General features: G+C 70.7%; 11 protein-coding genes and 2 rRNA genes. All 13 read left to right on the forward strand.

The window, feature by feature from the left end:
* A 23S ribosomal RNA gene (locus ACFV1W_RS06585) occupies positions 1-93 on the forward strand; the annotation flags it as partial.
* Positions 94-164: 71 nt separating this feature from the next.
* Positions 165-281, forward strand: a 5S ribosomal RNA gene (rrf, locus tag ACFV1W_RS06590).
* Between the two features lie 98 nt (positions 282-379).
* Positions 380-1,000: a CDP-alcohol phosphatidyltransferase family protein gene (locus ACFV1W_RS06595; protein WP_380413717.1), complete on the forward strand. Its 621-nt coding sequence runs from the start codon at positions 380-382 to the stop codon at positions 998-1,000.
* A 124-nt stretch (positions 1,001-1,124) separates the two neighbouring features.
* Positions 1,125-3,620 carry a sugar phosphate nucleotidyltransferase gene (locus tag ACFV1W_RS06600; RefSeq protein ID WP_380413718.1) on the forward strand — a complete coding sequence of 832 codons (2,496 nt, stop codon included), beginning with the start codon at positions 1,125-1,127 and terminating at the stop codon, positions 3,618-3,620.
* 189 nt (positions 3,621-3,809) lie between these two features.
* Positions 3,810-4,871 (forward strand): DUF881 domain-containing protein, encoded by a 1,062-nt coding sequence (locus ACFV1W_RS06605; protein WP_380413719.1) that lies wholly within the window; start codon positions 3,810-3,812, stop codon positions 4,869-4,871.
* Entirely contained in the window at positions 4,868-5,200 is a 333-nt protein-coding gene (locus ACFV1W_RS06610; RefSeq protein ID WP_030062488.1) for a small basic family protein, read from the forward strand. The genes ACFV1W_RS06605 and ACFV1W_RS06610 overlap by 4 nt, the downstream gene beginning before the upstream one ends.
* Positions 5,184-6,287, forward strand: coding sequence for a DUF881 domain-containing protein (locus ACFV1W_RS06615; protein ID WP_380413721.1), 1,104 nt, complete (start codon positions 5,184-5,186; stop codon positions 6,285-6,287). The genes ACFV1W_RS06610 and ACFV1W_RS06615 overlap by 17 nt, the downstream gene beginning before the upstream one ends.
* A 226-nt stretch (positions 6,288-6,513) precedes the next feature.
* Positions 6,514-7,395 (forward strand): FHA domain-containing protein, encoded by an 882-nt coding sequence (locus ACFV1W_RS06620; protein WP_380413722.1) that lies wholly within the window; start codon positions 6,514-6,516, stop codon positions 7,393-7,395.
* Positions 7,396-7,574: 179 nt separating this feature from the next.
* The gene (locus ACFV1W_RS06625; protein WP_380413962.1) at positions 7,575-8,273 is read left to right on the forward strand and encodes a MerR family transcriptional regulator; all 699 of its coding nucleotides are present in this window, start codon (positions 7,575-7,577) and stop codon (positions 8,271-8,273) included.
* A 122-nt stretch (positions 8,274-8,395) separates the two neighbouring features.
* The gene (locus tag ACFV1W_RS06630) at positions 8,396-8,872 is read left to right on the forward strand and encodes a bifunctional nuclease family protein (RefSeq protein ID WP_030062493.1); all 477 of its coding nucleotides are present in this window, start codon (positions 8,396-8,398) and stop codon (positions 8,870-8,872) included.
* Between the two features lie 224 nt (positions 8,873-9,096).
* Positions 9,097-9,741 (forward strand): MerR family transcriptional regulator, encoded by a 645-nt coding sequence (locus ACFV1W_RS06635; protein ID WP_380413724.1) that lies wholly within the window; start codon positions 9,097-9,099, stop codon positions 9,739-9,741.
* A gap of 97 nt (positions 9,742-9,838) precedes the next feature.
* Positions 9,839-10,561 (forward strand): vancomycin high temperature exclusion protein, encoded by a 723-nt coding sequence (locus ACFV1W_RS06640; protein ID WP_380413726.1) that lies wholly within the window; start codon positions 9,839-9,841, stop codon positions 10,559-10,561.
* 58 nt (positions 10,562-10,619) lie between these two features.
* Positions 10,620-12,008 (forward strand): DNA polymerase IV, encoded by a 1,389-nt coding sequence (locus tag ACFV1W_RS06645; protein WP_380413728.1) that lies wholly within the window; start codon positions 10,620-10,622, stop codon positions 12,006-12,008.
* Positions 12,009-12,011 lie beyond the last annotated feature (3 nt).

Here is a 12,011-nt window from a genome sequence, read left to right on the forward strand (position 1 = left end):
GGCTCCCAGTAGACGACTGGGTTGATAGGCCGGATATGGAAGCCCTGTGAGGGGTGGAGTTGACCGGTACTAATAGGCCGAGGGCTTGTCCTCAGTTGCTCGCGTCCACTGTGTTGTTCTGAAACAACGACTGCCTTGTCGGCGGGTCGACAGTTTCATAGTGTTTCGGTGGTCATAGCGTGAGGGAAACGCCCGGTTACATTCCGAACCCGGAAGCTAAGCCTCACAGCGCCGATGGTACTGCAGGGGGGACCCTGTGGGAGAGTAGGACGCCGCCGAACAATTCTTCGAGAGAAGCCCCCGCCGGGTGAACCGGACGGGGGCTTCTCTGTTGTAGGGTCAACGTGCATTGTCGTGACACAGGACAGGAGGGCCCCGGGTGGAGGTCCAGGAGACGCGGGTCCAGACCGATCGCGTCCTCACCATCCCCAACCTGCTGAGCATGGGCCGGCTGGTCGGCGTTCCGCTCTTTCTCTGGCTCATCCTGTGGCCCGCGTTCGGCGGGCCCAAGAACGACGGCTGGGCGCTGCTGATCCTCGCGCTCAGCGGGGTCAGTGACTACCTGGACGGAAAGCTCGCCAGGCGGTGGGGGCAGATCAGCCGGGTGGGGCAGTTGCTGGACCCGCTGGCCGACCGGCTCTATGTGCTGTCCACGCTGGTCGGATTGACGTGGCGTGAGTTCCTGCCGTGGTGGGTGACGGCGATTCTGCTGGCTCGCGAGGTCTTTATCGCGTCCCTGCTGCCGATGCTGAACCGGCACGGTTACGGGCCGCTGCAGACGAGTTTCCTCGGGAAGGCGGCGACCTTCAATCTGATGTACGCGTTTCCGCTTCTGTTGCTCGGCGGTATCGACAGCTGGATCGCGCGGCCGGCCGAGGTGGTGAGCTGGGCCTTCATCTGGTGGGGTACCACGCTGTACTGGTGGTCGGCCATCCTTTACGCGGTTCAGGCACGGCAGATCGTCAAGGGCGCAGCCGCGGGCTCGACGTCCACGCTCTGAGACGCGATCTGAGAGAAGTCCCACGCTGCCCCGGTGCGTCGGACGAGACCTTCCGGGTAGAGAACCCTCTGGAACGGTTTGATGGACCTGTAGGTCCACCACCGCGAAGGAGGACGCACCCGTAATGAAAGCCGTAGTCATGGCAGGGGGCGAGGGCACCCGACTCCGCCCGATGACCTCCAGCATGCCGAAGCCGCTGCTTCCGGTCGCCAATATGCCGATCATGGAGCACGTGCTTCGGCTGCTGAAGCGACACGGCCTCTCCGACACCGTCGTCACCGTCCAGTTCCTGGCGTCACTCGTCAAGAACTACTTCGGTGACGGTGAGGAACTGGGCATGCACCTGACCTATGCCCATGAAGAGACGCCACTAGGCACTGCGGGGAGTGTCAAGAACGCCGAGGACGCGCTCAAGGACGATTCCTTCCTGGTGATCTCCGGTGACGCGCTGACGGATTTCGATCTCTCTGAATTGATCGACTTTCACCGTAGTAAGAACGCACTGGTCACGGTCTGTCTCACCAGGGTGCCTAATCCCCTGGAGTTCGGTATCACGATCACTGACGAGGAAGGGCGCGTCGAGCGCTTCCTGGAGAAGCCGACCTGGGGGCAGGTCTTCTCCGACACCGTGAACACCGGTATCTACGTGATGGAGCCCGAGGTCTTCGACTACGTCGCGGCGGGTGAGTCCGTCGACTGGTCGAGCGACGTCTTCCCCCAGCTCCTGAAGGAGGGCAAGCGGGTCTACGGCTACGTTGCCGAGGGCTACTGGGAGGACGTGGGCACCCACGAGAGCTACGGCAAGGCCCAGGCGGACGTCCTCGAGGGCAAGGTCGACGTCGAGCTGGAGGGCTTCGAGATCTCGCCGGGCGTCTGGGTCGCCGAGGGCGCGGAGGTGGATCCGGAGGCGGTGCTGCGCGGGCCGCTGTACATCGGGGACTACGCCAAGGTCGAGGCCGGCGTGGAGATCCGCGAGCACACCGTGCTGGGCAGCAACGTGGTGGTCAAGCGCGGTGCGTTCCTGCACAAGGCGGTGGTGCACGACAACGTCTACGTCGGGCCGCAGAGCAATCTGCGCGGCTGCGTGGTGGGCAAGAACACCGACGTGATGCGGGCCGCGCGGATCGAGGACGGAGCGGTGATCGGGGACGAGTGCCTGGTCGGCGAGGAGTCGATCATCGGGGCCAACGTCCGGGTCTACCCGTTCAAGACCATCGAGGCCGGCGCGGTGGTCAACACCTCGGTGATCTGGGAGTCGCGCGGCCAGGAGCACCTCTTCGGCGTCCGCGGGGTCTCCGGCGTCCTGAACGTCGAGATCACCCCGGAGCTGGCCGTCCGGCTGGCCGGCGCGTACGCCACGACGTTGAAGAAGGGCGCCACCGTCACCATTGCGCGTGACCACTCGCGTGGTGCGCGTGCGCTCAAACGGGCGATGATTTCGGCGCTGCAGACCTCCGCGATCGACGTCCGCGACCTGGAGAACGTGCCGATGCCGGTGGCCCGGCAGCACACCGCGCGGGGGAGCGCGGGCGGGATCTTCCTGCGGACCACGCCGGGGGTGCCCGACTCGCTGGACATCCTCTTCTTCGACGAGCGCGGAGCGGACCTCTCCCAGGCCGGGCAGCGCAAGCTCGACCGGGTCTACGCGCGCCAGGAGTACCGACGGGCCTTCCCGGGCGAGATCGGGGACCTCACCTTCCCCTCCAGCGTGTTCGACTCCTACGCGGGCAACCTGCTGCGGGCGGTGGACACCACCGGGGTCAGGGAGGCCGGGCTGAAGGTGGTGGTCGACACCGCGCACGGCAGCGCCGGACTGGTCCTGCCGAGCATCCTCGGCCGACTCGGCGTGGAGGCGCTCACCGTCTCCACCGGGCTGGACGAGGCGCGGCCGACCGAGGACGCGGAGACCCGGCGGGCCGGGCTGGCCAGGCTCGGCGAGCTGGTGGCCTCCTCGCGGGCGGCCTTCGGCGTGCGGTTCGACCCGGTCGGCGAGCGGGTCGCGTTCGTGGACGAGCTCGGCCGGGTGATCGACGACGACCGGGCGCTGCTGGTGCTGCTGGACCTGGTCGCTGCCGAGCGGCGCAGCGGTCAGGTGGCGCTGCCGGTGACCACGACCCGGATCGCCGAGCAGGTAGCCGCCTACCACGGCACTCAGGTTATCTGGACCACGACGACGCCGGACGACCTCGCGAAGGCGGCCTCCGCCGAGGGCACGGTGTTCGGCGGGGACGGGCGCGGCGGCTTCGTGGTGCCCGAGTTCAGCGGGGTGCTTGACGGCGCCGCGGCCTTCGTCCGCCTGGTCGGCCTGGTGGCCCGGACCCAGCTCACGCTGAGCCAGATCGACGCGCGGATCCCGCAGGCGCACATCCGGCGCCGGGACATCGCGACACCCTGGGCGGCGAAGGGCATGGTGATGCGCTCGGTGGTGGAGGCGGCCGGCAGCCGACGGCTGGACACCACGGACGGCGTGCGGGTGGTCGAGGCGGACGGGCGCTGGACGCTGGTGCTGCCGGACCCGGCCGAGGCGGTCACCCACCTGTGGGCCGAGGGTCCGGACGACGAGGCGACCGACGCGCTGCTGGACGAGTGGGCGGCCGTGGTCGAGGGCGCGGGGCGGTGACGGCCTGAGCGGACGGGTCTTCTGATCAGAGGAATCCCGAACGGCGGGGCGTGCGGCTTGGCCCGCGCGCCCCGTTGTCCGTTTTCGCATCATTCGGAAGGGTCCATCACCTTCCGTCGATGTGTGCGGCGTGTGTGCAGCTCAGGGGCCGTGCGCGGGCCCCTCGGCCGTCATGGGACGATGGTCCGCATGCCAGCGACGCCGACGCCGAGTGCCCCGAACGGACGGTACAACCGCCCGGACGCCTCGATGTCCCTGCTGACCAACGTGATGGACCACAGCCTGGACGAGGGTTACGCCGAGGCGGCCGCGGCCCGGGGCGGTGAGCACGACAGCCGGATACCCCGGACCCTGCGGGGTCTGCTGACGCTGGGCGCCGGACTGGCGCTGGTCGGTGCGGTGGTGACGGTCGGCGCGGTGAACGCGCACAAGGCGGAGCCGACGCTGGCCAAGGAGCGGGACGCGTTGATCCACCGGATCAACGACAGCAACGGATCGGCGGACCACCTCCAGAAGGAGGTCCAGGACCTGCGGCGCAAGGTCGACGACACCCAGCAGCAGGCGTTGCCCTCGGGCGATGGCGGGGCGGCCGGTCTGACCGATCAGGTGGGGCTGGGAGAGGTCACCGGGCCCGGGGTGAAGCTGGTCCTGGAGGACGCCGCAGGCACGGGGAGCGGGGGCAACGTCGACCCGCGGGCCGGGCAGGGCTTCTCCAACAGCGGCCGGCTGCGCGACCGCGACCTGCAGCTGGTGGTGAACGGACTGTGGGGATCCGGCGCGGAGGCCGTCTCGATCAACGGGCAGCGGCTGACCGCCCTGTCGGCGATCCGGGCCGCGGGCGAGGCGGTGCTGGTGGACAACCGGCCACTGGTGCCGCCGTACAACATCCAGGCGATCGGGGACGGGCCGAAGCTCCTCACCGCCTTCGAGAAGGACATGGCCGGGCAGTACCTGCGGTTGCTGGAGGAGAAGTACGGCATCAAGTCGACGCTCTCCGCGCAGAAGAGCCTGACGCTGCCGGCGGCGGTGGGCGTGACGCTGCGGACCGCCCAGCCCGTCACACCGGAGCCCTCGCCCACGCCGACGCCCTCGGCGACCTCGTCGGCCGGCTCCACGCCCGGGCCGGGAACCTCGGAGAGCCCGGAAGCGTCCGTCTCACCATCCGCGACCCGCAGTGCACCGACCGCGAAGCGGCGTCCGACCGGCGGATCCGCCAAGACCACCACAGGGACAGGAGCAGCTAGACCGTGATTGCCGTACTGGGTCTCGTGATCGGGGTGGTCGTCGGCCTCTTCGTCCAACCCGAGGTGCCCGACGCCGTCGTGCCCTACCTGCCGATCGCGGTGGTGGCGGCGCTGGACGCGGTGTTCGGCGGCGTCCGGGCGATGCTGGACGGGATCTTCAACGACAAGGTCTTCATCGTCTCGTTCCTGTCGAACGTGGTGGTCGCGGCCCTGATCGTCTTCCTGGGTGACCAGTTGGGCGTCGGCTCGCAGCTGTCCACCGGTGTGGTCGTCGTCCTCGGCATCCGCATCTTCTCCAACGCTGCCGCGATCAGGCGCCATGTCTTCCGGGCCTGAGCCGGGCCGCGAGACGGCGGCGACGGAGGAGAAGAAGGCGGAGGCGCCGGCGGTCGAGGAGTCCGTCGGGGAGCCCGTTGAGGAGCCGGCCGGGAAGGCGCCCGAGGAGTCCGTTCCGGAGGGGTCGGAGGCGGCGGCTGAGCCGGCCGAGGCGGCGGCCGTGGCCGAGGCTGAGCGTGCGCAGTCTGACGCTACGGCTGAGCTTGAGGGCGGGGCGGAGGAGTCGCAGCCGTCGGTACGGCTGGTGAAGGAGCCAGAGCCAGAGCCAGAGCCAGAGGTCGAGGCGGTCGAGGCGGTCGAGGCCGAGGCGGAAGCCGTCGAACCGTCGGAGGCCGCCGAGGCGCCGCCGGCCGTGGACCGTAACGCCGGACGGCGTCGGCTGCAGGCCGCGCTGTGGCCGCCGCGGCTGTCGCGCGGGCAGCTGGTGGTGGCGCTGCTGCTGTTCTCGCTCGGCCTGGGGCTGGCGATCCAGGTGCGCTCGACCAACGACCACCACAACCAGCTGCGCGGGGCCCGGCAGGAGGACCTGGTCCGGATCCTCGACGAACTGGACAGCCGTCAGCAGCGTCTCCAGCAGGAGAAGGCGGAGCTGGAGCAGTCCCTGGCCAAGTTGGAGAACAGCTCCAACCAGGCCAAGGAGGCCCAGGAGCAGACCAGGAAGAAGATGACGGAACTGGGTGTGCTGGCCGGTACGGTCAAAGCCACAGGTCCGGGCATCGTGCTCACGGTCGACGATCCCCAAGGGCTGGTGAAGGCAGATATGCTGCTGGACACCCTGCAGGAACTTCGAGCGGCGGGGGCGGAGGCGATTCAGATCAACGATGTGCGCGTGGTGGTCAACACCTACTTCACCGACCTGTCGGGTGGTGGGGTGCAGATCGACGGGAAGAAGGTCTCGCAGCCCTATCGGTTCACCGTCGTGGGGAACCCGCAGGACCTGACGCCCGCGCTGAACATCCCGGGAGGCGTCGTCCGGACCCTTGAGAGCCACCAGGCTCGGGCGACGATCACCCAGCAGCAGAAGGTGGTCGTCGACGCCCTCGTCGACCAGAAGACGCCGCAGTACGCCAAGCCGGCTTCGAAGTGACGGGGCGCTCGACGAACGGCCCGTCAAGGGCGGGCGGCACCCGGTGCGGGGCGCCGCCGTCGCGTGGGAGAGACTGGTTCGCACCAGTACGCTCCGTAGCACCAACCGCAGCAACAACCGTCGGAGTACCACTCCAGCAGGCCCGGGCCGCGACCGGGCCCGCAGCCTGTCCGAGGTTCTCACCCTGCCCCGCGGGCGGGTCTGTCACACGCAAGGGGATTCGCCCGTGAGTTTCTTCTCGAAGTTGTTCGGCCGCAACAAGGGCCGTGACGCCGCCGCCGTCGAGGCGCCGACCGCGCGGCACCGCCGGGCGGAGGACGAGCCCGCGGTGCCGGGCATGCGTTCCGCTCCCGAGGCCGGGACGTACGCCGGACAGCAGCTGTACCGGGACGGCGCCGCCGCCCAGTACGCGGGGAATCCGGCGAGCTACGGCGCGTCGGTTGACCCTTCAGGCGACCCGCGCATAGGTTTCCCGTCAGCACCCTCAAGCTCTGGTGGAGGGTTTGCACCGGACCCGTACGCCGGGCACAACCCGTCGGGTGTGCCGCGCCAGGAGGCTGTGAACATGGCTGGCCCCACTCCGTGCCCCAGGTGCGGCAACCAGAACCCGGCCGCGGCCCGCTTCTGTTCCAACTGCGGCACCGCGCTGCGCGGCGGCCTGCTGCCCGAGGGGGCGGCGGAGACCACGTCGACCATCTCGATCTCCGGCCTGGAGTCCTACGACCCCTCCGCCACGACCGGCACCGGTACCACGCCGGCGCTGTCGGCCGAGGTGCTGTCGGCGATCGACGCGCTGCCGCCGGGTTCGGCCCTGCTGATCGTCCAGCGCGGCCCGAACTCGGGCAGCCGGTTCCTGCTGGACTCGGACATCACCACGGCGGGGCGTCACCCGCAGGGTGACATCTTCCTGGACGACGTCACGGTCTCCCGGCGCCATGTGGAGTTCCGCCGCACCCCGGCCGGCTTCAGCGTCGCCGACGTGGGCAGCCTGAACGGCACCTACGTCAACCGGGAGCGGATCGACGAGGTGCCACTGAACAACGGCGACGAGGTGCAGATCGGGAAGTACCGGCTGGTGTTCTTCGCCGGCCACCACCGGGGGTACTGAAACCAACGTCGGCAGGAGCCCGAGTGAATACGAATACTCCTTCCTCTTCTCTCGGGGCGGCCAACCCTGCGTCGTCGTCCGGTCCGCAGGCGGACCGGGGCGGGCGCGGGGTGGTCGCGGGCCCCAGGCAGCCGGTCCGGCCGGACCGGCCCGCCGGGCGGCGGCGCGGTGGTGACGAGCTGCTGAGCATCGGTGCGGTGCTGGCCTTCCTGCGGGACGACTTCCCCGAGGTGACCATCTCCAAGATCCGCTTCCTGGAGGCGGAGGGGCTGGTCGAGCCGCAGCGCACCCCGTCGGGCTACCGGAAGTTCAGCCCCTCCGACGTCGAGCGGCTGGCCTATGTGCTGCGGATGCAGCGGGACCACTACCTGCCGCTGCGGGTGATCCGCGAGCACCTGGACGCGATCGAGCGCGGCGAGGCCCCGCCCGCGCTGCCGTCCGCGGCCGACAGCCGGCCCGGTCCGGTGGAGGAGGCCGACCGCGAACTGGTGGCCTCGGCCGAGGTCTCCTCCGGGGTCCGGCTGGGGCGCGCCGAGCTGCTGGCGGCGGCCGAGGCCGGCGAGCACGAGCTGGCCGAGTGGGAGTCGTACGGGCTGGTCGCGCCGGGCCCGGACGGCGGGTACGACGGGGAGGCGCTGCAGGTGGCCCGGCTGGTCGCCGAGCTCGGCCGGTACGGACTGGAGCCGCGGCACCTGAGGGCCATGAAGGCGGCCGCGGACCGCGAGATCGCGCTGGTGGAGCAGGTGGTGGCGCCGTTGCGGCGCCACCGGAACCCGCAGACCCGGGCGCACGCGGAGGCCACCGCGCGGGAGCTGGCCACGCTGTCCGTGCGGCTGCACGCGGCCATGGTCCAGGCCGGTCTGCGCGCCCGCGGTTAGGGCGAGCCCCCGGGCCCGGCAGTGGGCCCGGAAGCGTCGTCGGCGTCACCGGTGCACCGCGCTGACCAGCGGCGTCGGCCCTGCGCTTTCATATCCGGGACCGGAGCCATAGGGTTGCCTGTGTGAATGAGCTCGACGTCGTGGGTGTCCGAGTGGAGATGCCTTCCAACCAGCCGATCGTGCTGCTTAGGGAGGTCGGGGGAGATCGGTACCTGCCGATCTGGATCGGCCCCGGCGAGGCGACCGCGATCGCCTTCGCCCAGCAGGGCATGACTCCGGTGCGCCCGCTGACGCACGACCTGTTCAAGGACGTCCTGGAAGCGCTCGGCCAGCAGCTCACCGAGGTCCGGATCACCGACCTGCGGGAGGGCGTGTTCTACGCCGAGCTGGTGTTCGCGGGCGGGGTCGAGGTGAGTGCCCGGCCGTCCGACGCCATAGCGCTGGCCCTGCGCACCGGCACGCCGATCTACGGGAGCGAGGAGGTGCTCGCCGAGGCGGGCATCGCGATCCCGGACGAGCAGGAGGACGAGGTCGAGAAGTTCCGCGAGTTCCTCGACCAGGTGTCGCCCGAGGACTTCGGCGGTGGCGGTCCGCAGTAGTGCGGACGGTTCGGGTCGGCTCTTGAGCGTGCCGTTTTGCCAAAATCCGTCCATCTACCCACACTAGGGGCACGAAAAACCACTCTCCTGAGTGATGTGGTTTGTCTGGCCCGGCGTGGCGATCGTTGACGGGTCATAGGGGACTGCCTACCGTCAGGAGTGGCTGTCCGGGTGGCCGATGCCCGCAGTCGGGTTGCCCGCAGCACGAGCGGACGGAGGTAGGCATGAGAAGCACCGGCGATGACGCGGCCGTGGGAGGCCTGTGCGCCGTGCACATGCCGCGCACCGCTCGTACCGTGTCGGACCTGCCCAGGATGAGCAGGTTCCCGGCCGTGCAGCCGGGCCAGCCCGCGATCGAGCGACTGGCCCCGACGTCCGAACTGCTCGGCTTCCGCGGTCCGACGGCCTGTGCGGCGGCCGGCATCACCTACCGCCAGTTGGACTACTGGGCCCGCACCGGACTCCTGGAGCCCAGCGTCCGGACCGCGTACCCGGCGACCAGTCAGCGGCTCTACAGCTTCCGTGACGTGCTGCTGCTCAAGATCGTGAAGCGGCTGCTCGACGTGGGCGTTTCGCTGCAGAACATCCGGGTGGCCGTCGCCCATCTGCAGTCCGCCGAGCAGGCCGACCTGACCGGGCTGACGCTGATGTGTGACGGGGCGACGGTGTACGAGTGCACCACGCCGCAGCAGGTGGTCGATCTGCTGAAGGGCGGTCAGGGGGTCTTCGGCATCGCGGTGGGAGCGGTCTGGCAGGAGCTGGAGCTGACCCTCGGTCGGCTGCACGCGGAGCGGACCGACACCGGCGAGACGCTGGTGGGCGACGATCCGGCGGACGAGCTGGCGCAGCGGCGCAACCGGGCGGTCTGACGCGCGATCGTGTCGACGGGGCCGTGGCCCGGAGCGGGGAACCGTTCCGGGCCACGGCCTCGTCGTGTTGCTGGTGGAGCGACCGAGGGAGGGGCACGTGGAGGCCGGTACCGGGATATCGGGGTTGCTGCGGCGTCGGGCCGGAGGGCTGCGGGCGCGGCTGCGGGAGCGCCGGACACAGCGCAGGGCCTTCCAGGTGACGACGCTGCTGTGCGCGCTGGCGCTGGCGCCGAGCGCCTGGCTGTGGTTCGCGGCGGGGGACCGGGTGGGCACGGTGGAGGGCGCGCCGTCGGCGCCGGTGGCGGTGGTCTTCGGTGCCGGGCTGGACCAGGGCAAGCCGTCGCCGTACCTGGAGCACCGACTGGTGGCGGCGCTGGACCTGTACCGGGAGGGCAAGGTGAAGGCCGTCCTGGTCACCGGGGACAACGGGCGGGTCGAGTACGACGAGCCGGACGCGATGTACCGGTACCTCACCGAGCACGGCGTCCCGGGGGACCGGGTGGTCCGGGACTACGCGGGCTTCGACACCTGGAACTCCTGCACCCGGGCGCACCGGATCTTCGGGGTGGACCGCGCGGTGCTGGTCAGCCAGGACTTCCACGTCCGGCGGGCGCTGGCGCTGTGCGAGGCGGCGGGCATCCGCTCCTACGCCGTCGGCGTGCCGGAGCCGCACGACACCACCTGGCTGTACGGCGGGCTGCGGGAGGTCGCCGGAGCGGGGAAGGCGGCCGTGAACGTCTGGCTGCGGCCGGACCCGGTGTTCCTCGGCCCCAGGGAGGACGGCATCACGAAGGCGCTGGCGGAGGCCGGGAAGCAGTAGGGCGCGGGGGTCGGCCGGGTTCGTACGCACTGTCGGACCCGTGCGCGATGATCGGCGGGTGCGATCTCTGCCGAGCATCATCCACCTCGACATGGACGCCTTCTTCGCGGCGGTGGAGCAGGCGGCCAAGCCCAGCCTGCGCGGGAAGCCGGTGATCGTCGGCGGGCTCGGCGGGCGCGGGGTGGTCTCGACGGCCTCGTACGAGGCGCGGAGGTTCGGGGTGCACTCGGCCATGCCGATGGCGCAGGCGCGCCGGCTGTGCCCGAACGCGGCCTTCCTGAGCGGGCGCTTCGAGGCGTACCGGCAGAACAGCGAGATCGTGATGGGGTTGCTGCGCGAGCTGTCGCCGCTGGTGCAGCCGCTGAGCCTGGACGAGGCCTTCGTCGACCTGGAGGCCGGTCCGTACGGGCCGGTGCTGGTGGAGGCGGACCACGAGACCGGGGAGCGGCTGGTCCTCGCCCTGGCGGAGGACCTGCGGGCGGACATCCAGAGGCTCACCGGGCTGACCGGTTCGGTCGGGGCGGCGGGTTCCAAGCTGATGGCGAAGATCGCCTCGGAGCAGGCCAAGCCGGACGGGCTGGTGCTGATCGAGCCGGGGCAGGAGCGGGCGGTGCTGGGCCCGATGCCGGTCCGGGCGCTGCCGGGGATCGGGCCGGCCACCGAGCAGGTGCTGCGGCGGGCCGGGCTGAGCACGGTGGCCGACCTGGCGGAGGCGGGGGAGGCGGAGCTGGTCCAGTTGCTCGGACGGGCGCACGGCGCCGGGATCTTCCAGATGTCGATAGGGCTGGACGAGCGGCCGGTGGTGGCTGACCAGGACGCCAAGTCGGTCTCGGTGGAGGACACCTATGAGGTGGACCTGGCTGACCGGGACCGGGTGCTGCGCGAGGTGGAGGCGCTGGCCGGCCGGTGCGTTCGGCGGCTGCGGTCGGCCGGGCGCTCGGGGCGGACGGTGGTGCTCAAGGTCCGGCGGTTCGACTTCTCGACGCTGACCCGCTCGGAGACCCTGGGCGGGCCGACCGATGACGAGGCGGTGATCACCTCGACGGCGCGGCGCCTCGCCGAGCAGGTGGACATCACCGGCGGGGTCCGGCTGCTCGGGGTGGGCGTGGCCCAGCTGGCCGACTACACCCAGGAGGACCTGTTCGCGCAGGCACTGCGGGAGGAGGCGGCGGAGCACGCTGCGGAGGCGGCCGAGGTGGTGGAGGCCGAGGAGGAGCCGGAGGAGGCGGTGGTGCGGCGCTGGATGCCCGGACAGGACGTCCACCACGCCGAGTTCGGGCCGGGTTGGGTGCAGGGCAGCGGGGTCGGGCGGGTGACCGTGCGGTTCGAGACGCCGTGGAGCGGGCCGGGGCGGGTGCGGACCTTCGCGGTGGACGATCCGGCGCTGGAGCCGGCCCGGCCGCTGCCGCTGCGGCAGGTCGAGGGGCCCCGCGCCGAGGGGGAGTGAGGG

The organism is Kitasatospora sp. NPDC059648, assembly GCF_042734825.1.
Taxonomy (GTDB): domain Bacteria; phylum Actinomycetota; class Actinomycetes; order Streptomycetales; family Streptomycetaceae; genus Kitasatospora.

Bases quoted from the DNA above. Each gene is read 5' to 3' on its own strand.
- ACFV1W_RS06600 (WP_380413718.1), top strand. From the start codon at position 1,125: ATGAAAGCCGTAGTCATGGCAGGGGGCGAGGGCACCCGACTCCGCCCG.
- ACFV1W_RS06605 (WP_380413719.1), top strand. From the start codon at position 3,810: ATGCCAGCGACGCCGACGCCGAGTGCCCCGAACGGACGGTACAACCGC.
- ACFV1W_RS06635 (WP_380413724.1), top strand. From the start codon at position 9,097: ATGAGAAGCACCGGCGATGACGCGGCCGTGGGAGGCCTGTGCGCCGTG.
- ACFV1W_RS06615 (WP_380413721.1), top strand. From the start codon at position 5,184: ATGTCTTCCGGGCCTGAGCCGGGCCGCGAGACGGCGGCGACGGAGGAG.